Origin of the sequence: Pseudomonas sp. HT11, assembly GCF_044875395.1 — a bacterium.
Classification (GTDB): Bacteria; Pseudomonadota; Gammaproteobacteria; order Pseudomonadales; family Pseudomonadaceae; genus Aquipseudomonas.
Map to the genome: position 1 here is coordinate 2,697,985 of NZ_CP173217.1, position 19,810 is coordinate 2,717,794.

Annotated in this window: 23 protein-coding genes and 1 pseudogene; 11 read left to right on the forward strand and 13 right to left on the reverse strand. The window is 61.0% G+C overall.

Annotated features, from left to right (window positions below; all coding sequences use genetic code 11):
• Positions 1-102 precede the first annotated feature (102 nt).
• The gene (locus ABWL43_RS12490; protein WP_145164548.1) at positions 103-450 is read right to left on the reverse strand and encodes a hypothetical protein; all 348 of its coding nucleotides are present in this window, start codon (positions 448-450) and stop codon (positions 103-105) included.
• 244 nt (positions 451-694) lie between these two features.
• Between ABWL43_RS12490 and ABWL43_RS12495 the strand changes: the two genes are divergently transcribed.
• From ABWL43_RS12495 to glsB, 3 genes are all read left to right on the forward strand, one after another.
• Positions 695-1,090 carry a hypothetical protein gene (locus ABWL43_RS12495; protein ID WP_242197425.1) on the forward strand — a complete coding sequence of 132 codons (396 nt, stop codon included), beginning with the start codon at positions 695-697 and terminating at the stop codon, positions 1,088-1,090.
• On the forward strand, positions 1,080-1,466 hold the full coding sequence (locus ABWL43_RS12500; RefSeq protein WP_404487930.1) for a hypothetical protein: 387 nt from the start codon (positions 1,080-1,082) through the stop codon (positions 1,464-1,466). Before ABWL43_RS12495 ends, ABWL43_RS12500 begins: the two co-directional genes overlap by 11 nt.
• 81 nt (positions 1,467-1,547) lie before the next feature.
• Positions 1,548-2,456 (forward strand): glutaminase B, encoded by a 909-nt coding sequence (glsB, locus tag ABWL43_RS12505; RefSeq protein WP_145164673.1) that lies wholly within the window; start codon positions 1,548-1,550, stop codon positions 2,454-2,456.
• Between the two features lie 45 nt (positions 2,457-2,501).
• Here the strand turns inward: glsB and ABWL43_RS12510 are convergent, their stop codons facing one another.
• The 7 genes from ABWL43_RS12510 to ABWL43_RS12540 form a co-directional block, all read right to left on the reverse strand.
• Positions 2,502-3,005, reverse strand: a complete 504-nt coding sequence (locus ABWL43_RS12510) for a signal peptidase II (RefSeq protein WP_404487932.1) — start codon at positions 3,003-3,005, stop codon at positions 2,502-2,504.
• A gap of 71 nt (positions 3,006-3,076) precedes the next feature.
• Positions 3,077-3,412, reverse strand: a complete 336-nt coding sequence (locus tag ABWL43_RS12515; protein WP_404487934.1) for a DUF6124 family protein — start codon at positions 3,410-3,412, stop codon at positions 3,077-3,079.
• 260 nt (positions 3,413-3,672) lie between these two features.
• Positions 3,673-3,942: a hypothetical protein gene (locus ABWL43_RS12520; RefSeq protein ID WP_404487936.1), complete on the reverse strand. Its 270-nt coding sequence runs from the start codon at positions 3,940-3,942 to the stop codon at positions 3,673-3,675.
• 128 nt (positions 3,943-4,070) lie between these two features.
• Positions 4,071-5,339, reverse strand: a complete 1,269-nt coding sequence (locus ABWL43_RS12525; protein ID WP_404487938.1) for an NAD(P)/FAD-dependent oxidoreductase — start codon at positions 5,337-5,339, stop codon at positions 4,071-4,073.
• Positions 5,336-6,088, reverse strand: coding sequence for an amino acid ABC transporter ATP-binding protein (locus ABWL43_RS12530; protein ID WP_404487939.1), 753 nt, complete (start codon positions 6,086-6,088; stop codon positions 5,336-5,338). The genes ABWL43_RS12525 and ABWL43_RS12530 overlap by 4 nt, the downstream gene beginning before the upstream one ends.
• Entirely contained in the window at positions 6,085-6,753 is a 669-nt protein-coding gene (locus tag ABWL43_RS12535) for an amino acid ABC transporter permease (RefSeq protein ID WP_369302370.1), read from the reverse strand. The genes ABWL43_RS12530 and ABWL43_RS12535 overlap by 4 nt, the downstream gene beginning before the upstream one ends.
• Positions 6,750-7,532, reverse strand: coding sequence for an ABC transporter substrate-binding protein (locus ABWL43_RS12540; RefSeq protein ID WP_404487940.1), 783 nt, complete (start codon positions 7,530-7,532; stop codon positions 6,750-6,752). The genes ABWL43_RS12535 and ABWL43_RS12540 overlap by 4 nt, the downstream gene beginning before the upstream one ends.
• A 215-nt stretch (positions 7,533-7,747) precedes the next feature.
• On the opposite strand from ABWL43_RS12540, the gene ABWL43_RS12545 reads away from it, so the two are divergent.
• Positions 7,748-8,527: an IclR family transcriptional regulator gene (locus ABWL43_RS12545; RefSeq protein ID WP_145164526.1), complete on the forward strand. Its 780-nt coding sequence runs from the start codon at positions 7,748-7,750 to the stop codon at positions 8,525-8,527.
• Between the two features lie 368 nt (positions 8,528-8,895).
• Here the strand turns inward: ABWL43_RS12545 and ABWL43_RS12550 are convergent, their stop codons facing one another.
• Complete coding sequence (locus tag ABWL43_RS12550; RefSeq protein WP_145164524.1) at positions 8,896-10,140, reverse strand: saccharopine dehydrogenase family protein; 1,245 nt, start codon at positions 10,138-10,140, stop codon at positions 8,896-8,898.
• Between the two features lie 28 nt (positions 10,141-10,168).
• On the reverse strand, positions 10,169-11,266 hold the full coding sequence (locus ABWL43_RS12555) for a carboxynorspermidine decarboxylase (protein ID WP_404487943.1): 1,098 nt from the start codon (positions 11,264-11,266) through the stop codon (positions 10,169-10,171).
• Between the two features lie 277 nt (positions 11,267-11,543).
• Between ABWL43_RS12555 and ABWL43_RS12560 the strand changes: the two genes are divergently transcribed.
• From ABWL43_RS12560 to ABWL43_RS12590, 7 genes are all read left to right on the forward strand, one after another.
• Positions 11,544-12,563 (forward strand): LacI family DNA-binding transcriptional regulator, encoded by a 1,020-nt coding sequence (locus tag ABWL43_RS12560; protein ID WP_404487945.1) that lies wholly within the window; start codon positions 11,544-11,546, stop codon positions 12,561-12,563.
• On the forward strand, positions 12,547-13,551 hold the full coding sequence (locus tag ABWL43_RS12565; RefSeq protein ID WP_404487946.1) for an ABC transporter substrate-binding protein: 1,005 nt from the start codon (positions 12,547-12,549) through the stop codon (positions 13,549-13,551). Before ABWL43_RS12560 ends, ABWL43_RS12565 begins: the two co-directional genes overlap by 17 nt.
• The gene (locus tag ABWL43_RS12570; protein WP_369302366.1) at positions 13,552-14,370 is read left to right on the forward strand and encodes an ABC transporter permease; all 819 of its coding nucleotides are present in this window, start codon (positions 13,552-13,554) and stop codon (positions 14,368-14,370) included. It begins immediately after the preceding gene.
• Positions 14,367-15,161 carry an ABC transporter permease gene (locus ABWL43_RS12575; protein ID WP_404487948.1) on the forward strand — a complete coding sequence of 265 codons (795 nt, stop codon included), beginning with the start codon at positions 14,367-14,369 and terminating at the stop codon, positions 15,159-15,161. The genes ABWL43_RS12570 and ABWL43_RS12575 overlap by 4 nt, the downstream gene beginning before the upstream one ends.
• Positions 15,158-16,189, forward strand: coding sequence for an ABC transporter ATP-binding protein (locus ABWL43_RS12580; RefSeq protein ID WP_404487949.1), 1,032 nt, complete (start codon positions 15,158-15,160; stop codon positions 16,187-16,189). Before ABWL43_RS12575 ends, ABWL43_RS12580 begins: the two co-directional genes overlap by 4 nt.
• Before the next feature lie 9 nt (positions 16,190-16,198).
• Positions 16,199-17,032 (forward strand): phosphodiesterase, encoded by an 834-nt coding sequence (locus tag ABWL43_RS12585; protein ID WP_262208612.1) that lies wholly within the window; start codon positions 16,199-16,201, stop codon positions 17,030-17,032.
• Positions 17,033-17,169: 137 nt separating this feature from the next.
• Positions 17,170-18,489, forward strand: coding sequence for an OprD family porin (locus ABWL43_RS12590; RefSeq protein WP_145164508.1), 1,320 nt, complete (start codon positions 17,170-17,172; stop codon positions 18,487-18,489).
• Between the two features lie 19 nt (positions 18,490-18,508).
• Here ABWL43_RS12590 and ABWL43_RS12595 read toward each other — a convergent pair whose 3' ends face one another.
• From ABWL43_RS12595 to ABWL43_RS12605, 3 genes and pseudogenes are all read right to left on the reverse strand, one after another.
• Positions 18,509-18,991 (reverse strand): GNAT family N-acetyltransferase, encoded by a 483-nt coding sequence (locus ABWL43_RS12595; protein WP_404487950.1) that lies wholly within the window; start codon positions 18,989-18,991, stop codon positions 18,509-18,511.
• Positions 18,988-19,374, reverse strand: a complete 387-nt coding sequence (locus ABWL43_RS12600; protein ID WP_404487952.1) for a GFA family protein — start codon at positions 19,372-19,374, stop codon at positions 18,988-18,990. Before ABWL43_RS12600 ends, ABWL43_RS12595 begins: the two co-directional genes overlap by 4 nt.
• Positions 19,362-19,766, reverse strand: a pseudogene (locus tag ABWL43_RS12605) (diguanylate cyclase domain-containing protein); the annotation flags it as partial. The pseudogene ABWL43_RS12605 and the gene ABWL43_RS12600, both read right to left, overlap by 13 nt.
• Positions 19,767-19,810: the final 44 nt, after the last annotated feature.

Consider the following 19,810-nt stretch of genomic DNA (forward strand, 5'->3'; position numbering starts at 1 on the left):
GAGCGGGCTTGCCTGCGATAGCGGTGGCTCAGCAACATTAATGTCAGCTGACACGCCCTCATCGCAGGCAAGCCCGCTCCCACATTGTTTCGGCGGCGCCCATCAATCCACACAAATTGCCCGGCCCAGCTTGCCTTTCTCCACCGTCGCCGAGCAGCCGAAGTGACTGTTGTCCACCTGGCACGTACCCGCTACCGGGCCGTTGCCCGATTGCGTGGTCACACTGGTCTGGCACTCACCCTGGCATTGGCTCGAATCCGTGCACGCCTTGCCCGCATCCTTGTACGGCGTGATGCACTTCCAGCTCTGCAACTTGCCGACCTGCCTCATCGTGCCACCGCCCGCCAGGCACGTGGATGCGGCAGAGTCCTGCGCCGGTGCAGCGGTGGGCGAGTGAGTCGAGCAGGCCGATACCAGCAACAGGGCGGCCAAGCCAATCATCAATTTCATGCAAAAGTCCTCGTCGAGTAAGCGCAGCGGTGCAGTGTACGGGCTATTGGACTACTTTGATTGGCGAGCGATCCCTACCCGGAAGTGACCCATGCACACCTTATGGAACGCTATGTCACCTTGTTGGAAAACGACCCGAGCACGTAGATTTTCGACAACGTAAAAAACCTGCTGGCCAACCGGATTGATCCGCATCCGCCGCGGTCGCGTTAGACTCGCCACTCGCAGACCCGGGATGCACAGCATGCAGACGCTTTATTGTTACGTCGATGGTGCTGACAACGAAACCATTGAGCCCGTGTTGGTCGATGCCTTTCGCACATTGACCCTCGACTGGGCGCCATTTTCCGCTGTGCTGGTAAATCAAGTACACGAGCGTGCCCCAGGCATGGCGCCTGATGACCTGAGCGATTGGTTTATCGGGCTCAATCTTCCTTTGCACCATGCAGGCCGCGCTCAAATCACCCAATTGGTGCTATTCATAAAGGCCTTGGCCGGCGTAACAAGGCGTGATTTCGTGGTGGGTATTTCATCGGCCTCGGGGCTGTCTGAGGATTTGATCTTTCTCGACGCCAATGCCGACGAGAGCGACGCTGTGCGCCTCTGTGCGAAGTTGGAGGCTGCACCTCATGGGGCTTGATATTCATCTTGAAGCTGACACGCGAATGTCCATGGCGCATTTGGCCGACGCGGTAAACGCTGTAGGCGGCGTTGAGCTGGCCCAGAATGAACAGTCGCTAGAGGCTCGCTTTGAGTCGGGCCTTTGCCTGAGTGGCTTCTATGAAGTGGAGGATCCGGCTATTCGCGCACAGGGTCTGCACGATCTGGCGTTTACAGTGGCCACCCGAGGTTATCTGCGCATCAAAGGGCCAGTTCCCGAGGATGCCGATCCATTGGCTGATGTAAGGGCGTTGATGGAGCAACTGGCCGCGAGGTGTGATGCCTGTTTCTTGCTGTCGTTCCAGTACGAGTCGCTGATGTATTGGCGCGACGATGCCGGGCTTCACGTTCTCTAGTGCGCCACCTGAGCGGCGCGTTTCAGGTATCCTGCGCGCCCCGCTTATCACTGATTCAAAGAAACAATGACCGGACAAGACATGCAGGCGTTGCTCGAGTCGATCCTCGACGAAGTTCGTCCACTGATCGGCCAGGGCAAAGTCGCCGACTACATCCCCGCACTGGCCGATGTGCCCGCCAATCAACTCGGTATCGCCGTGTACGGCAACGATGGCTCGGCCTACTGCGCCGGTGACGCCGACACGCTGTTTTCGGTGCAGAGCATTTCCAAGGTGTTCAGCCTGGTGCAGGCCATCGACCACGGCGGCGAAACCATCTGGGAACGCCTGGGCCACGAACCGTCGGGGCAACCGTTCAACTCCATGGTGCAGCTGGAATTCGAACGCGGCCGCCCGCGCAACCCGTTCATCAACGCTGGCGCGCTGGTGATCTGCGACATCAACCAATCGCGCTTCGCCGTGCCGATCCTGTCGATGCGCGACTTCGTGCGGCGCCTGTCGGGCAACCCGCAGATTTTGGTCAACAGCGTTGTCGCCGAGTCCGAAGCGCAGCACGGTGCACGCAACGCGGCCATGGCCTACCTGATGAAAGCCTTCGGCAACTTCCACAACGACGTGGACGCAGTGCTGCACAGCTACTTCAACTACTGCGCATTGCAAATGAGCTGCCTGGACTTGGCCAGGGCCTTCAGTTTCCTCGCCAACCAGGGCGTGAGTGCCCACAGCGGCGAGCAGATTCTGACCGCGCGCCAGACCAAGCAAGTCAACTCGATCATGGCCACCAGCGGGCTGTATGACGAGGCGGGCAATTTTGCTTATCGCGTGGGTTTACCGGGCAAGAGCGGGGTAGGTGGCGGGATTGTCGCGGTGGTGCCGGGGCAGTTCACCGTATGCGTGTGGTCACCGGAGTTGAATGCGGCGGGGAACTCGCTGGCGGGGATGAAGGCGTTGGAATTGTTGAGTGAGCGGATTGGGTGGTCGGTGTTTTGATGGCCTGGGGATTCAGGGTTTTGATGCCCTGAATCCCCTTGCTGGTTAGGCGTTGCGCGGCTTAACGAACAAATCGAGCATCAAGAACAACGCCCCGGCCGTAATCGCAATATCGGCAATATTGAACACGCCGGTATGCGTCGGCCCCACGTTCAGCACCATGTAATCCACCACATGCCCGTCGCGAAATACCCGGTCGATCAGGTTGGCGATACCGCCCAGGGCAATCGCATAAAGCGGTAAGACTTTGCGCAGCGGCTGGTTCCAGTGGGTCAGCGACCACGCCATCGCCCATGCGACCACGATGGCCACGCCGACGATAAAGATCAGTTGTTTGACCTGCGGCGGCAACGCAGCGCCCAGGCTGAGAAAGGCGCCTGGGTTAAGGCTCAGTTCCAGCGCCAGGTTGATGGGGTTAGAGCCGATTTTGAAACTGTTGGCATGCAGCGAAACCAAGGCCAGCAGTTTGACCAGTTGGTCCACGGCAATAAAGGCGATGCCAGCGAAGAGAGCGAAGGTGCGGCTTCGCAGTAGGGGCGAGGTGCTCAAGCGGTAACTTCCTGTTCCGGGTCTGTCGATAGAGCGCCCGAAGATAGCTCAGGCGCTCTATCTCGTCCATCTCAAGCCGTCGGGTGGGCCACGTTCAGTGCCTTGTCCACCAGCAGTTGCACCCCTTCGAGCATCCGGCAGATACCCAGCGCGACATTGCGTTGGGAACCGTCGATTTCAAAGGCCATATGGTTGGCAATATCACAGATGGACGCCAGGTCCTGGGAGGCGTTGACCAGCAAGGTTTCGGTGCCCAGGTCGGCGCGCACGGTGAAAAGGCCTTCGCTGGGTTCGGGGATGGGTTTGCCGGGATTGAGGTAGTGATTGATCGCACGGTAGGCCACTTCGTGCAGGGTGCTGGTGTCGAAGTCTTGCTGGCCTGGGGGATTGGGGCTGTCTTTAATCATGGTGAAGGTCCTAAGATTGAGTGGAGCTGCCAACATTCGCGGTCAAGCGAAGAGGGTGGCAGCTGTACGCGGGTTGACCGACCGGCAATCAAAGGAAATCCGGCATACCCGAAGGTATCCCGCGTACAGCCACCGCGACACGATACCTCAGGCGTGAAAAAAACGCCTGAAATAGGTTTTGGGCCGAGCTGTACTTTAATTAATCGGACGGTCAAATCCGGCCGCTGATTTGGCAGCGACGACGAGAGGTTAGTCAGCCCCTATCCGAGCCACAACCTGAAACCCTTGTCGGAAACTTCCGAGAGTCGCAAGCCCGGCAAGTGTTGGTGTGTTTTACCTTCGAGCTGTGAGCTAAACGCGGTCTTGAAACCCTGCGAAAACCCTGTGGCGAGGGAGCAAGCGCCGATGCCGCAGAGTGCGATAAGCACCGCGAACGCCCAGCGCGGCAGGCGGGCGGTGATGCCCAAGCGGTTTCGTCCTTTAGGCTTGAGAGGCGAAGGGTTGCGGTTTGAGGTTTCGTGGAACGTCATGGACGAATCCTTTCGCACATGCCGAGTGGGTAAGCCAATCGATGATTGACTCTCGACTGGCGAAGCTAACGGATTTTGCGGGTTCGGTAACCTGTGAGAGTTGACAGTTTTCTAGACTGTCTGGGCCGTCAACTGATGTTCAACCTGTCCAACAAGCTATACCAAGCCACGCCCGCTCCAATGTAAAAGCGCTGCAACCCATGCAATGGCAAACGCTGTAATGGCGTCACCGGGTAAGCGAAATCCGCGTTGCCGTCACACAAACGCCCGGCCAATTGCTGCCCCAGGCTGGTACACAGCGCGATCCCACGCCCATTGCACCCCAATGCCAGCGTCAGCCCCGGCGCCGGTTGGTGAACGTGGGGCATGAAGTCGCGGGTGATTGCGATACGCCCGGCCCAACGGTACTCAAATTCCAGCGGCCCCAATTGTGGAAACAGCAACGCCAGCGAGCGCTCCAGGTGCGCAAAATCGGCGGGTGATGTGGGGTCGTTGAACAGGCCGCGCCCGCCCATCAGCAAGCGCCCATGGCTGTCCTTGCGAAAGTACAGCAGCAGCCTTTGCGCGGTGGACACGGTTTCCTGCCCCGGCAAGATGCTGTCAGCCGCCCGCCCGCTCAACGGCTTTGTGGCGACAATAAAGCTGTTCGCCGCCAAGATACTTTGTGCCATGCCCGGCCACAGGTTGCCGCTGTAGCCATTGGTAGCCAGCACCACCTGATCGGCCGTGACCTGTGCGCCAGAAACTGTCTGCAATTGCCAGCCCGACCCCTGGCGCTGCAACCCCGTCACGGCGCTGTGGCCATGAATTTGCACATCCGCCGCCAACGCCGCGCCCACCAGCCCACGCGCATACGCCAACGGTTGAATCGCCCCGGCGCGGCCATCCAGCCAGCCGCCGGCAAAGGCCTCGCTGCCCATGCGCGCCGCCACGTCACGTGCTTCCAAGCGCTGCACCGGTACGCCGCGACGCGCCCATTGATCGGCTCGAGCGTGCAGCCCGGCCACGCCTTTTTGCGTGTACGACACCTGCATCCAGCCTTTGCGCACCGGCGCGCAATCTATGCGATGGCGTTCGATCAACTTGAATACCAGGTCCGCCGAATTCGATACCGTGGAAATCAACGGTTCGGCACGTTCCGGCCCGTACATCTGCACCAACTGTTCGGGGTCGTATTTGAGTGTCGGGTTGACCTGCCCACCATTGCGCCCCGATGCGCCCCAGCCGGGCTCGTTGGCCTCCAGCACGCACACGTTGACGCCGCGCTCGGCCAGGTGCAGGGCGGTCGACAGGCCGGTGTAACCCGCGCCCACAATCGCCACATCGACCTTCACCGACTCACTCAACGCCGGTGTCGGCAGCACCGAGGGTGCAGTCGCTGACCATAAAGACTTCATGACAGGCTCCGCGTATTGCCGGTGGGGTGCAGCACGCGCCGCAGGAAATCCTGGGTGCGTGGGTGCTGCGGGTCGCCGAGTACTTGCTCGGCCGCACCGCTTTCGACGATGTAGCCGCCGTGCAGAAAGCACACGCGGTCGGCCACTTCGCGGGCAAAACCCATTTCGTGGGTGACCACGATCATGGTCATGCCTTCATCTGCCAGGGTGCGCATCACCGCCAGCACATCGCCGACCAGCTCCGGGTCCAGTGCCGAGGTGGGTTCGTCAAACAGCATGGCGTCGGGTTTCATCGCCAAGGCGCGGGCGATGGCCACGCGTTGTTGCTGGCCACCAGAGAGCTGTTCCGGGTAGGCGTCGGCCTTGGCACTCAGGCCGACTTTTTCCAGCAGCACCAAGGCTTCTTCGCGGGCTTGTTTGAGTGGCTCGCCTTTGACGTACACCGGGCCTTCCATCACGTTTTCCAGCACCGTGCGGTGCGGGAACAAGTTGAAACGCTGGAACACCATGCCCATGCGGCTGCGCAGGGCGTGCACGCTCTTGCTAGCGCGCTGCACGGTTTCGCCAAACACCGTGATAACGCCGCCGTCGTAGGCTTCCAGCGCGTTGATGCAGCGCAACAGGGTGGATTTGCCCGAGCCCGACGGGCCGATCAGGCACACTACTTCGCCCTTGGCTACATCGAGGTCGACGCCGTGCAGCACGCGGTGGCTGCCGTAATGTTTTTGCAGTTGGCGTATCGAGATCATGCTTTTTTCCTCCGGCCCAAGTGCTGTTCCATCCGGCGCAGGCCGTACACCAGCGGCAGGCTCATCAGCAGGTAGAGCAGGGCAACCAGGGTGTAGACGGTCATGTTCTGGAAGGTCGACGAGGCGATCAACTGGCCCTGGCGGGTCATCTCGGCCACGGTGATGGTCGACACCAGGGATGAGTCCTTGAGCATCATCACCAGGGTGTTGCCGTAGGGCGGCAAGGCGATGCGGAAGGCTTGCGGCAGGATCACTCGGCGCATCATCAGCACCGAGCGCATGCCCAATGCTTCGGCGGCTTCGCGCTGGCCTTGTTCGACGGCAATGATGCCGGTGCGAAAGTTCTCCGCCTGGTACGCCGAGTAGGCGATGCCCATGCCGATCACGCCCGCGTAGAACGCGGTGAGGTGCACGCCCATGTCCGGCAGCACGAAGTAGATATAGAACAGTTGCACGATGATCGGCAGACCACGGATCACGTTGATCACGGTGCTGGCCGCCCACGACAACGCGCGTATCGGCGACAACTTGAACAGTGCCAACACCAAGCCAATCGCGCTGCTGAGCAGGAACGACAGCACGGTGATCTGGATCGTCACCCACGCGCCTTGCAGCAGGATCGGCAAAAAGTCCTGGGCGTTTTGCAGGAATTCAGCCGGGTTCATGGGCGCACCTGGGTATCAAGCCCCCACTTCTTGAGGATGGCGTCGAGAGTGCCGTCAGCCTTGATGCTGGCGATCGCGGTGTTCAGGCGATCGAGGGTTTGCGCATCGCCTTTGCGTACCACCAGGCACACTTCGCCGACGTTGGTGGGTGTGTAGTCGGGGGCGAGTTTCACGCCTTTGAACAGCTTCTGGCGGATCTGGTAGGCGACGACCGGCTGGTCGCCGACCGCCGCCTTAATGCGGCCCAAGAACAGGTCGCGGACCATCTCGCCGATGGAGTCGTAGGTGCGGATTTCCTTGAAGATGCCGAGCTTGTTGAGTTGGTCGTAGAACACCGTGCCGGCTTGCACGCCGACCACTTGGTCCTTGAGTGGCGTGAGATCGGGGTAGGCGGTGTTGTCGTCGGCACTGATGATCAGGCCTTCACCGTAGGCATACACCGGAGCGCTGAAGTCGACGACTTTGGTGCGCTCTGCGGTCTTGAGCATGCCGGCGGCGATGAAGTCGAGTTTGCCGGAGGTGAGAGAGGGGATCAGCGCGGCGAAGTTGGTCTGTTCGATCTGGCTGGTAAACCCGCCAGCCTTGCCGACGGCCTCGGCCACATCGACCATTACGCCTTGAATGCTGTTGCTCTTGATATCCAGGAAGGTAAACGGCGAGCCACTGGCCGTTGCACCGACTTTGTACGAGGACGCACTCTCTGCGTGCACGGCGCTGACACAGAGCGCGGCGCAAAGACCGAAGGCAAGGCGGCGAAACAAGGGCGAAAGACTGTTCATCGGGTTACTCCAGAAGGAAAACGGATCGTCAGTACCGCAAGCGGTTGCTGATGAAACCGCAAGCTCTGTGCCATTTCGATTCAAATAAATCGTATGTTGGGTTGTAAAATCGACAAAATGAATCGCTCGTATCGATATGCGATATTTGGTGGTCTATTTTTGTGATCTGAGGTAAGAATATCGCCACGCCTGATCGACCTGACCGTGAGTCCGCCATGTCTGAAGAACGCAACAGCTTGCATAACCAATCCCTGGAAAAAGGCCTGTCGGTGCTCAAGGCATTCAGCGCCCAGCGCCGCAGCATGAGCCTTGCAGAGGTGGCCGAGGCCGCCGGCATGACCAAAAGCTCAGCTCAGCGCATGGTGTTTACCCTCGAGAGCCTGGGTTACCTTCGGAAACACTCGCGCACACGGCATTACCAACTCACACCGCGGGTGCTGGAGTTGGGTTTCAGTTATTTGGATGCGCATTCGTTGATTGAGGTGGCCAACCCGTTTCTGTCTGAGTTGACGCGCTTGACCGGCGAAACCTCGTGCCTGACCGAGCCTGCGGGCTACGACATGACCTACATCGCGCGGTTTGTCAGCGCGGGCTTCGTGCCGGTGCACATGCCGATTGGCTCGCGGGTGCCGATGTATTGCACGGCCTCGGGGCGCGCGTATTTGAGCGCGTTGCCGACGGATGAGGCGTTGGTGTTGATTGAGAGCAGCCAGCGCATTGCCCACACCAGCCAGACGCTGACTGAAGTCGACCAGATTCTTGAGTCGCTGCAACAGGTGCGGGAACAGGGTTATGCGGTGAACGGCCAGGAACTGTTCCTCGGCGACATGACCATCGGCGCGCCGGTGCTCGGCGCCAATGGCCGGCCGGTGGCGGCAGTGCATGTGGTGGCGCCGACCAGTCGGTGGAGTAGGGCAGATGCCGAGAAGCAGCTGGCACCGGCGTTGTTGCAGTGCTCGCGGGCGCTGAGCAACTCGGCCAGAAATCTGGAGTAACTCGACCTCTCAAATCCACTGCAAATCTACTGTGGGAGCTGGCTTGCCTGCGATAGCGGTCTTGCGGTGAAGGCTATGTTGGCCGGTCCATCGCCATCGCAGGCAAGCCAGCTCCCACACAGTGTGGTGTTTGTTCGATGCTTGCGTGCGCCAAGCCACTGGGGAATAACAGCCACAAATTAAAATGTGGGAGCGGGCTTGCTCGCGAAGGCGGAGTGTCAGTGCCGAATATGTTGACTGACACCCTGCATTCGCGAGCAAGCCCGCTCCCACATTTGAATCTTTATTGGGTTCTGGGTCTGCATGTGGCCCAAACAAAAAATGCGCCCTTAAGGGCGCATTTTTTTGTTCAGTCAGCAATCGCCTGTTCAGGCAATCGCATCCCACGCACGGTCACCGTTCTCGTCTTTGATCCGAGTCGGCAAGCCCATCACGTCCAGCGCTTTGAGGAACGGCTCAGCCGGCAGCTCCTCGACGTTGGCCATGTGCTTCACGTCCCACTCGCCACGTGCCACCAGCAGCGCTGCGGCCACCGGTGGTACGCCTGCGGTGTAGGAGATGCCCTGGCTGTCCGTTTCAGCAAAGGCTTCTTCGTGATCGGCCACGTTGTAGATGAACATTTCACGCGGCTGGCCATCTTTGCTGCCCTTGACCAGGTCGCCGATGCAGGTCTTGCCGGTGTAGCCAGGGGCGAGCGAAGACGGGTCGGGCAGTACGGCCTTGACCACTTTCAACGGCACCACTTCCAGGCCTTCGGCGGTTTTGACCGGTTTTTCGGAGAGCAGGCCGAGGTTTTTCAACACGGTGAACACGTTGATGTAGTGTTCGCCAAAGCTCATCCAGAAACGCACGTTGGGCACGTCGAGGTTTTTCGACAGCGAGTGCACTTCATCGTGGCCGGTCAGGTACAGGTTTTGCGAGCCGACTACCGGCAGGTCGTCGGTGCGTTTGACTTCGAACATGGTGTTGCTGGTCCACTGGCTGTTCTGCCAGCTCCACACCTGTCCGGTGAATTCGCGGAAGTTGATTTCCGGGTCGAAGTTAGTGGCAAAGTATTTGCCATGGCTGCCGGCATTGACGTCGAGAATGTCGATCGAATCAATGCGGTCGAAATGCTGTTGCTGCGCCAGCGCGGCATACGCGTTGACGACACCCGGGTCGAAGCCCACGCCAAGGATGGCGGTGATGTTCTTCTGTTTGCACTCTTGCAGGTGGTTCCATTCGTAGTTGCCGTACCACGGCGGGGTCTCGCAGACCTTGCCCGGCTCTTCGTGGATGGCGGTGTCAAGGTAAGCAACGCCGGTATCGATGCAGGCGCGCAGCACCGACATGTTGAGGAAGGCGGAACCTACGTTGATGACGATCTGCGAGTCGGTCTCGCGGATCAGGGCCTTGGTCGCTTCCACGTCCAGGGCGTTCAGCGCGAAGGCTTGGATGTCGGCGGGCACCTTGAGGCTACCCTTGGCCTTGACGCTGTCGATGATGGCCTGGCATTTGGAGATGTTGCGCGACGCGATAGCAATACGACCGAGTTCGTCGTTGTGCTGCGCGCACTTGTGGGCCACCACCTTGGCGACACCTCCTGCACCAATGATAAGAACGTTCTTTTTCAATTGCTTTATCTCTCCTTTATCCGCCAGCTTACGAAAGGCTGGACAGGTAGTCGTCGTAACCAAATTCACGAACCACCTCGACAGTACCGTCGAGTTGTTTCACTACGATGGACGGCATTTTCAGGCCGTTGAACCAGTTTTTCTTGACCATGGTGTAGCCCGCGGTGTCGATGAACGACAGCCGATCGCCGATGGCCAGCGTACGATCAAATTGATACTCGCCGAAGATGTCCCCGGCCAGGCAGGATTTGCCGCACACCATATAAGTGTGTTCACCCTCGCTCGGCGCCAGCTTGGCGTTGAGGCGATAGATCAGCAGGTCCAGCAGGTGCGCTTCGATGGAGCTGTCGACCACGGCGAGGTTTTTGCCGTTGTAGAGGGTGTCGAGCACGGTGACTTCCAGCGAAGCACTGTTGGTGATCGCCGCTTCTCCCGGTTCCAGGTAAACCTGCACGCCGTACTTCTCGGAGAACGCTTTCAAACGGGCGCAGAACGCGTCGATGGCATAGCCTTCGCCGGTGAAGTGAATGCCGCCGCCGAGGCTGACCCACTTGACCTTGTGCAGCAGCGCGCCGAAGCGTTCTTCGATGGTGCCGAGCATCTTGTCGAACAGGCTGAAATCGCCGTTCTCACAATTGTTGTGGAACATGAAACCGGAGATCTGCTCGATGACGCCTTCGATCTTCACCGGGTCCCATTCGCCCAAACGGCTGAATGGGCGCGCCGGGTCGGCCAGCAGGTAGTCGGAGCTGCTCACCTGTGGGTTCACGCGCAGGCCACGGGTCTTGCCTTCGCTGCGTTCGGCAAAGCGTTGCAGCTGGCTGATCGAGTTGAAGATGATCTTGTCGCAGTTCTCCAGCATCTCTTCGATTTCATCGTCGGCCCAGGCCACGCTGTAGGCGTGCGCCTCGCCTTCGAACTTCTGGCGGCCCAGCTTCAACTCATACAGCGACGAGGAGGTGGTGCCGTCCATGTATTGCTGCATCAGGTCGAACACCGACCAGGTGGCAAAGCACTTGAGCGCCAGCAAAGCCTTGGCGCCGGACTGTTCGCGCACGTAAGCAATCTTCTGCATGTTGACCAGAAGTTTCTGTTTATCGATGAGGTAGTACGGCGTTTTGATCATTTTTGAGAGCCTGCGGCGGTGCCTGCCAAAAAAGGACACGCATTGTGCCCGCACTTGGATCAGATCGAAAGGTTAGCGGGCGGATTTTGCTGCGCCGGTTTTCCAAGCATACCCGCGGAGTATGACTATCTGTGGCTACACACCGATCTGATGGGGCAAGCCCCCTCCCACATTTAGCACGGGGGCGCTGCCATCAAACCGTCATCTTGGCACCACGCTACTGCCACATTCCCTCGTTACTGTCCTCGCCAATGAGATCGATCTCAAGCGAGTGACCATGACTGACCTGAAAGACGTTGCGCAGCTGGCCGGGGTATCCCGCGCCACCGCCGCCCGCACCTTTGCTTCCCCCGACCAGGTGCGCCCGGCGACCCGTGAGCAAGTGTTCGCCGCCGCCCGCGAGCTGGGCTTTCGGCCGAACCTGCTCGGCCGCCAACTGCGCCTGCAAACCACCCAGCTGATTGGTGTGGTGGTGCCCAACCTGCTTAACCCGGTGTTTGCCGAACAGTTCCAGGCCATGGAGCGTGCCGCCCGGCTGCGCGGCTATAGCCTGCTGCTGGCGACCACCGACTACAGCAGCGAACGCGAAAGCATTGTGGTGGAAGAGTTGCTGCGCCAGCGCGTCGACGGGCTGGTGTTAACCGTGACCGACGCCGAAAGCAACAGCGTGCTCAACAGCCTTGCCAGCGAACAAACGCCGTTCGTGCTGGCGTATCACCAACCCAGCAACCCCAGCTACAGCGCCGTGTCGGTCGACAACCGCGCGGGCATGGCCCTGGCCACGCTTTATTTGCTCGAAGCCGGGCACCGGCGCATCAGCATGGTCGCCGGCCCCGCGTTGCAGTCGGACCGTGCGCGCCTGCGCTACGCCGGCTATTGCGACGCGATGCGCGAGTACGGGCTTAAAAGCCGCGCGGTGATTGAAATGCCGGCCCATACGCAGGCCGAGTTCGCGGCAATCGAGCCGTTTCTCCAAGGCCCGCAGGCGCCGACCGCGCTGGTATGTTCCAACGATTTTCTGGCGATCAGCCTGATCGCCGAGTTGCGCCGCAACGCCTGGAATGTGCCCGAGCAACTCTCGGTGATGGGCTTTGACGGCATCGCCCTCGGCACCCAGATGCACCCGACGCTGTGCAGCGTGGTGCAGCCCATCGGCCTGCTGGCCAGCACGGTGATTGACCAATTGCTGGCGCAGATCGCCGGCAACGCCCCGATTTCCCATTGCCTGCCGTGCCATATCCGGCCCGGCGACAGCACTCAACCCCTTGAGGAGACACCTGATGCGCGCGTTCAGTAAAACCCTGGCAGCCGTGCTGCTGTGCGGCATGGCCAGCCTGGCCCAGGCCGCCGAAACCGCGATTTGCTACAACTGCCCGCCGGACTGGGCCGACTGGGGCAGCCAACTCAAGGCCATCGCCGCCAATACCGGCGTGCAGGTGCCGCTCGACAACAAGAACTCCGGCCAGTCGCTGGCGCAGTTGGTGGCGGAGAAAGCCGCGCCGGTGGCCGACGTGGTGTATTACGGCGTGACCTTCGGCTTGCAGGCGCAAAAAGCCGACGTGGTCGGCACCTACAAGCCCAAAGGCTGGGAGCAGATTCCGGCCGGCCTGAAAGACCCGGCCGGCCACTGGTTTGCGATTCACTCCGGCACCTTGGGCATCATGGTCAACGTCGATGCACTGGGCGGCTTGCCCGTGCCGCAAAGCTGGGCCGACCTGCTCAAGCCTGAGTACCAAGGCATGGTCGGTTACCTCGACCCGTCCAGCGCGTTTGTCGGCTACGTCTCCGCCGTGGCGATCAACCGCGCCTTGGGCGGCGACCTGGATAACTTCGCCCCGGCCATCGACTACTTCCAGAAGCTCGCCAAAAACGCGCCCATTGTGCCCAAGCAAACCGCCTATGCGCGGGTGCTGTCCGGTGAGCTGCCGATTCTGGTGGACTACGACTTCAACGCCTACCGCGCGCGTTACAAGGACAACGCCAACGTTGCCTTCGTGATTCCCAAAGAAGGCAGCATCAGCGTGCCGTACGTGATGAGCCTGGTGGCCAACGCGCCGCACCGCGCCAACGCTGAAAAGGTCCTCGATTTCGTGCTCTCCGATGCAGGCCAGGCACTGTGGGCCAAGGCCTACCTGCGCCCGGTGCGCGCAATGAAAATGCCGGCCGACGTCGCCGCGCAGTTCCTGCCCGACAGCGACTACGCCCGCGCCGGTGTGGTGGACTACGAAAAAATGGCCGCTGTGCAGGAAGCCTTCGCCGCCCGTTACCTGAGCGAGGTCAAGTAAGTGGCAACCTCGGCAAAACATGCCGCCTGGGCACTGGCCCCGGCCTTTGCAGTGCTGCTCGCGTTCTGGCTGTTGCCGCTGGCGCATTTGATCGTGCTGGGCACCGAGCGCCGCGACAGCAACGGCAGCGGTTATTGGCAGGTGCTCAGCAGCACGCAGTACCTGGGCAGCCTGGCGCAGACCTGCGTGCTGGCCGTGTTTGTGACGCTCACCGCGTTACTGATCGGCGGCATCAGCGGCGTGTTTCTCGCACGTCAGCAGTTCTTCGGGCGTTCGGCATTGGTGGCATTGCTCACCTTTCCGTTGGCGTTTCCCGGCGTGGTGGTGGGCTTTCTGGTGATCCTGTTGGCCGGTCGCCAAGGCCTGTTTGCGGCCCTGGGCCTGCAACTGGCCGGTGAGCGCTGGATTTTCGCGTACTCGCTGGCGGGGTTGTTTGTCGGCTACCTGTACTTCTCGATCCCGCGGGTGATCCTCACGGTGATGGCCGCGTGCGAAAGCCTCGACCGCAGCCTGGAGGAAGCCGCGCACTCACTGGGCGCCGGGCATTGGCGCGTGGTGTGCGACGTGATCGTGCCGGGGCTGGCGCCTGCGTTGGCCTCGTGCGGGGCGATTTGTTTTGCCACGTCCATGGGCGCGTTCGGTACCGCCTTTACCTTGGGCACGCGGCTGAATGTCACGCCCGTGGCGATCTACAACGTGTTCACCAACTACGCCAACTTTGCCGTCGCCGCCGCGCTGTCGGTGGTGCTCGGTGCAGTGACCTGGGCGGTGTTGCTGCTCACGCGTCGCCTGGTGAAAAACGCGGGGACGGTCCTGTGAAGCGCTCATCGCTGTTTGTGGTGCAACTGCTGTTTACCCTGCTGGTGTGTGCCTTCATGTTGGTGCCGGTGTTGATGTCGTTGCTGGCCGGGTTGACGCGTAACTTCTTCGTCGGCCTGTCCAGCGGCTTGACCTTCGACTGGCTGGTGCAGGTGTGGCAGGCCTATTCGCCCACGGTGTGGCTGTCGCTGCAATTGGCCCTGGCCTGTGCGGTGTGCGTCTGCGTGGTCGGCGTGCCGGCGGCCTATGCCTTGGTGCGCATGAACAACCGCTTCAGCCGCGCCTTCGAAGAGCTGATGGTGCTGCCGGTGGCGATGCCGGGTTTGGCCAGTGCGTTGGCGTTGCTGCTGACCTACGGCCAATTCGGCAGCTTTCGCAGCAGTTGGTTGTTCATCCTTGTCGGCCATGTGCTGTTCACCTTGCCGTTCCTGGTGCGCCCGGTGATGGCGGTGATGCAACGTCAGCAACTGCCGGTATTGGAAGAGGCTGCCGCCAGCCTCGGCGCGGGGCCGATCAAGCGCTTTTTCAGCGTGGTGGTGCCCAATTGCCGGGCGGGCATTCTGGCCGGCGTGTTGATGGTGGTCACCCTGAGCCTGGGTGAGTTCAACCTGACCTGGATGCTGCACACGCCGATGACCAAGACGCTGCCGGTGGGGTTGGCCGACAGCTACGCCTCGGCGCGCCTGGAAATCGCCAGCGCCTACACCCTTATCTTTTTGCTGATGATCGTGCCGCTGCTGATTGCGTTGCAGGCCATCAGTGCTCGTTTGTCCCGTGGAGAGCGTCGATGACCGCTATCACTATTCGCCTGCAAGGCTGTCGCAAGGCATTCGCCGACGGCACCGTGGCCGTGCATGACCTGAACCTGAGCGTCGAAGGCGGCGAAACCCTGGCAATTCTCGGCCCATCCGGCTGTGGCAAAACCACCACCTTGCGCCTGATTGCCGGCCTGGAACGCCCGGACGTGGGCCAGGTGTTTTTCGGCGATCAGGATGTCACGCGCCTGCCCATTGAGCGCCGGGATGTGGGCATGGTGTTTCAGAATTACGCGCTGTTTCCCAACCTGGACGTGGCCGGCAATATCGTCTACGGCCTGAAGATTCGCGGCGTGTCGGCGCCTGAGCGCAACAAGCGCTGCGAGGAACTGTTGGAACTGGTGGGCTTGCAGCACCACGGCAAGCGCAGCATCCATGAACTGTCGGGCGGCCAGCGTCAGCGTGTGGCCTTGGCCCGCGCGCTGGCACCGCGTCCCAAAGTGCTGTTGCTCGATGAGCCGCTGGCCGCCCTGGATGCGCAATTGCGCGAGCGCCTGCGCAGCGAGCTGGATCAACTGCTGCGCGGGCTTGGCATCACCTCGGTGTTCGTCACCCACGACCAGGGCGAAGCCATGGCGCTGGGCGACCGCATCCTGGTGATGGAGCAGGGACGTATCGCGCAACTGGCCAGCCCTCGGGAGATCTACCAGCAACCGGCCAATGCGTTTGTCGCAGGCTTCGTCGGCAACCTCAATGCCTTCTCTGTGCTGGCGCGGACTGCCCACGGCCTGAAAGTCTGCGGCGGCGAACTGCCGTGGCACGGCGCCGGCTTACCGAGCACCGTGTACTGCCGGCCCGAACACCTGCGCGTGATGGAAGACGAAGGGCACCTGCACGGCCATCTGGTCGCGCAGTTCTTCCAGGGCGCACAAAGCCGCCTGCTGGTGGATGTGGGCGGCCCGCAACCGCTGCTGGTGGACAGCAGCGACAACCAACTGCACCGCGTCGGCGCGCCGATTGCCCTGGCAATCGCGCCGCACATGGTGTTCACCCTGAATGCGTGAGAGCTTATTTTGAACCGTCCGTTTCTTGTTGCGCAGATCAGCGACCTGCACCTTAAAGCCGGTAACCGCCTGACCTATGGGGTGGTCGATACCTTGGGCGCACTGCGCCGCGCCGTCGACCATCTGAACGCCAGTCACCCACGGCCCGATATCGTGGTGATCAGCGGCGACCTGGTGGATTTTGGCCGCGCCGATGAATACGCCGTGCTGCACCCGGAGTTGGCGCGCCTGCACATGCCTTGCTACCTGGTGCCCGGCAACCACGACACGCGCGGGCCGTTACTGGATGCGTTCGGCGATCACGCTTATCTGCCGACGTCGGCAGACGGCCCGCTGGATTGGGTCGTGGATGAGCATCCGCTGCGCTTGATCGGCCTGGACTCGACCATTCCCGGTGGTCACGGCGGCCAACTGCTCGACAGCCAATTGCAGTGGCTCGACGCGCAATTGGCGCTGCGCCCCGAGGCACCGACCTTGCTGATCCTGCATCACCCGCCGTTTAGCAGCGGCATCGGCCATATGGACCGCGAGCCCTTTATCAATGCCGCCGCCCTGGAGCGCGTCGTCGCCCGCCACCCACACGTGGAGCGCCTGTTGTGCGGGCATTTGCACCGCCCGATGCAACGGCGTTTTGGCGGCAGCCTGAGTTGCGTATGCCCCGGCACCTCGCACCAGATCGTGCTTGACCTGCAAGACGCCGCGCCTGCGCATTTCAACCTGGAGCCGGCCGGCTACCTGCTGCACCGCTGGGATGCACAGCACGGGTTGATCAGCCACAACGGCGTGTTCGGGGACTACCCGGGGCCGTATCCGTTTTATGACGCTCATGGATTGATTGACTGAGGTTTTACGGAGGTTCACTTCACTCAACTAAGCACTTAAACGTTGGTTAACGCGGCGGCCACCCTAAGTTGGTCGCGTGCATCCTGCTGCCCTTTTTACGCGCCCGGAACCTGGATTCCGCGCCGGAGTTCGTCCTGATGAAAGCCACTTTGAATGTACTGAGTGTATTAACCGGCGGCCTGGGTATTGCCCTGAGCCCCTTGGCCTCGGCTGATTTTTTGAGCGACAGCAAAGCCAACTTGGGCCTGCGCAACTTCTACTTCAATAACGACAACCGCGATGGCGCCGCCGCACCGTCGAAGACCGAAGAGTGGGGCCAGGCGTTTATCCTCAACTACCAGTCGGGCTTTACCGACGGCACCGTCGGTTTTGGTCTCGACGCCGTCGGCATGCTCGGTGTGACCCTCGACAGCGGCGCTGGCCGCCACGTGGGCAGCTCGATGATCCCCACCGATGACGGCAAGGCAGCCGACAGCTGGGCGCGCGGTGGCGCGACGGCCAAGGCGCGTTTTGCCAAAACCGAACTGCGCTACGGCTACCTGCGCCCGAACTTGCCGATCCTGGTGAGCAACGATGGCCGCCTGCTGCCGCAATCCTTCGAGGGCGCGCAGGTCACCAGCAAAGACATCGACAACCTGACGCTGATCGGCGGCCAGCTGCAACACACTACCGGCCGTGGCTCCAGCGATCGCAGTGGCCTGGCGGCCGCGGGTGGCACGCAAGAGAGCAATAAATTCAACTACGCAGGTTTCGACTACCAAGTGAACAAGGACCTGCTGGTCCAGTACTACTACGCCAACCTCGAAGACTATTACCAACAGCACTTTGCCGGGTTGATCCATGTATTGCCGTTGGGCGACTACGGCTCATTGAAAACCGACCTGCGTTATTTCAACACCACCTCCGACGGCAAGAACAGCACTGCCGCCGGGCGTGCCGAAGGGTATAAATTCAGCGGCTATACCCGGAACGGCAACGGCGAAATCGATAACAACACCTGGAGCGCCGCGTTCATCTATTCGCTGGGCCCGCACGCGATCACCGCGGGTTACCAGCAAGTATCCGACGACAGCAACTTCGCCCAACTCAACCAGGGTGGCCTGGTCAACAAAGGCGAGGGCGGTTCGAGCCTGTACCTTTACACCGACCGCACCGTGCAAACCTTCATCCAGGCTGGCGAACGCACCGCCTTTGCGCAATACGCCTACGACTTTGTCGCGCTGGGCCTGCCTGGCCTGAAGGCGTCGGTGATGTATTTGAAAGGCGACCATATCCTCACCACCGCCGGCAACACTGCCAGCGAATGGGAACGGGACATCTCCCTGGATTACGTGGTGCAGAGCGGCACGTTCAAAAACGTCGGCTTTGGCTGGCGCAACGGCGTGTCGCGCAGTGAAGTGGCGCGCGACCAGGATCAGAATCGGGTGTTTGTGAGTTATTCGATTCCGTTGTTGTAAGTGCGCGATGCACGGTGCCTCATGGCGCTTTTGAGGCCCGTGCTTTCAGCGCGATCAGTGACATTACGTGCGTCGCGTGGTCGTTATCGATACGTTGAAAACCGCAACGCAGATAGAACTGCGCGGCTTGCGGCGTATCGGTAGTGAGCCGTGCTTCCTGAAAATGCGCCGCCGCGTGCGCCAGTAGCCGTTTGACCAAGGCTTTGCCAATTGCCTGCGCGCGCATGCTGGGCGCGATGTACACCCGGCGTAGCCGACCGACCCCAGGACCCGCATAAGGGTCACAGGACACACCGCCAACGCCAATCAACTGGCCGTGGCGAAACACACCGAAAAGGCATTCACCCGGCTGGTCAAACCGATTCGTACGGTTTTCCCATTCGCTGATAAGCCTCGTCAGGAACCTGAACCCTTCGGCGACAGCCTGCGCTTGCAGCGCGTGGATCTGCTCGGGAAGCTCTTCCAGTTTGCGTATCGCAACGTCTTCGCTGGCGTGGGTCACACCGTTTCTCCGCAAAACCACGCAGCTCTGGATTCAATGCAGCTGTGCGTCTGCTTGTGCGCAGTAAAAGGGCTATCGAGGGTGCCGACTGCGATAGATATCCATTCTGGAAAACGTCCATGGGCGTCAGACCAGAACAGCGATGATCCGCACCGCGAGCAGAATTGGCGAGTGACGCCCGCTGAAGATTCATAGCGTCGAAGCACATCCGCAGCGGCGTTGATACTGACGGCTGACCGAGGGGCGCTGGCATACGTGGCGAACGCCGCGCCGTGCGCTTTCTGGCATTTTTTGCAGTGGCAGTGGGTGACCGCTTTCAAAGGGGTCGACACCTGATAACTGATTGCGCCGCACAGGCAACTGCCTTGGGTCACTGCATCCATGTTTTAGTGCCTCCCAGTAAATACCGCCACAGTTTATTCCAGCGCGCCACGCCCAGGGTGAATGAGTTGCTGGGGTGAGCGGAAACCGACTTTGTGGGCGAGCGGGCCTCTTGTGGCGAGCGGGCTTGCCCCGCGTTGGGGGGCGAAGCCGCCCTGAACCCGGCTGGCGCGATGTGCCTGACTGAATGCGGCGCTCTTATCGGGGCTGCTGCGCAGCCCAACGCGGGGCAAGCCCGCTCGCCACAGGAAGCCTGTTTGCCACAGCAAGCCCACTGCACGTCATCGCCGACGGCGTGACCGTAGGTGTCGTTGACGCGCTTGAAATAGTCGGCGCCGATCAGTGCGTCGTGCGTGGCCAGTTTCGGCAGGTCGGCATTGGCCTGGGTGCGAGCCATTGGCGACGGGCGGGGTGTACGCGCTGTGTGTGCAACCGCAG

Coding starts and splice junctions, on each gene's coding strand:
- ABWL43_RS12490 (WP_145164548.1), bottom strand. CDS start 450: ATGAAATTGATGATTGGCTTGGCCGCCCTGTTGCTGGTATCGGCCTGC.
- ABWL43_RS12495 (WP_242197425.1), top strand. CDS start 695: ATGCAGACGCTTTATTGTTACGTCGATGGTGCTGACAACGAAACCATT.
- ABWL43_RS12500 (WP_404487930.1), top strand. CDS start 1,080: ATGGGGCTTGATATTCATCTTGAAGCTGACACGCGAATGTCCATGGCG.
- glsB (WP_145164673.1), top strand. CDS start 1,548: ATGCAGGCGTTGCTCGAGTCGATCCTCGACGAAGTTCGTCCACTGATC.
- ABWL43_RS12515 (WP_404487934.1), bottom strand. CDS start 3,412: ATGATTAAAGACAGCCCCAATCCCCCAGGCCAGCAAGACTTCGACACC.
- ABWL43_RS12520 (WP_404487936.1), bottom strand. CDS start 3,942: ATGACGTTCCACGAAACCTCAAACCGCAACCCTTCGCCTCTCAAGCCT.
- ABWL43_RS12525 (WP_404487938.1), bottom strand. CDS start 5,339: ATGAAGTCTTTATGGTCAGCGACTGCACCCTCGGTGCTGCCGACACCG.
- ABWL43_RS12530 (WP_404487939.1), bottom strand. CDS start 6,088: ATGATCTCGATACGCCAACTGCAAAAACATTACGGCAGCCACCGCGTG.
- ABWL43_RS12535 (WP_369302370.1), bottom strand. CDS start 6,753: ATGAACCCGGCTGAATTCCTGCAAAACGCCCAGGACTTTTTGCCGATC.
- ABWL43_RS12540 (WP_404487940.1), bottom strand. CDS start 7,532: ATGAACAGTCTTTCGCCCTTGTTTCGCCGCCTTGCCTTCGGTCTTTGC.
- ABWL43_RS12545 (WP_145164526.1), top strand. CDS start 7,748: ATGTCTGAAGAACGCAACAGCTTGCATAACCAATCCCTGGAAAAAGGC.
- ABWL43_RS12555 (WP_404487943.1), bottom strand. CDS start 11,266: ATGATCAAAACGCCGTACTACCTCATCGATAAACAGAAACTTCTGGTC.
- ABWL43_RS12560 (WP_404487945.1), top strand. CDS start 11,544: ATGACTGACCTGAAAGACGTTGCGCAGCTGGCCGGGGTATCCCGCGCC.
- ABWL43_RS12565 (WP_404487946.1), top strand. CDS start 12,547: ATGCGCGCGTTCAGTAAAACCCTGGCAGCCGTGCTGCTGTGCGGCATG.
- ABWL43_RS12580 (WP_404487949.1), top strand. CDS start 15,158: ATGACCGCTATCACTATTCGCCTGCAAGGCTGTCGCAAGGCATTCGCC.
- ABWL43_RS12590 (WP_145164508.1), top strand. CDS start 17,170: ATGAAAGCCACTTTGAATGTACTGAGTGTATTAACCGGCGGCCTGGGT.
- ABWL43_RS12600 (WP_404487952.1), bottom strand. CDS start 19,374: ATGGATGCAGTGACCCAAGGCAGTTGCCTGTGCGGCGCAATCAGTTAT.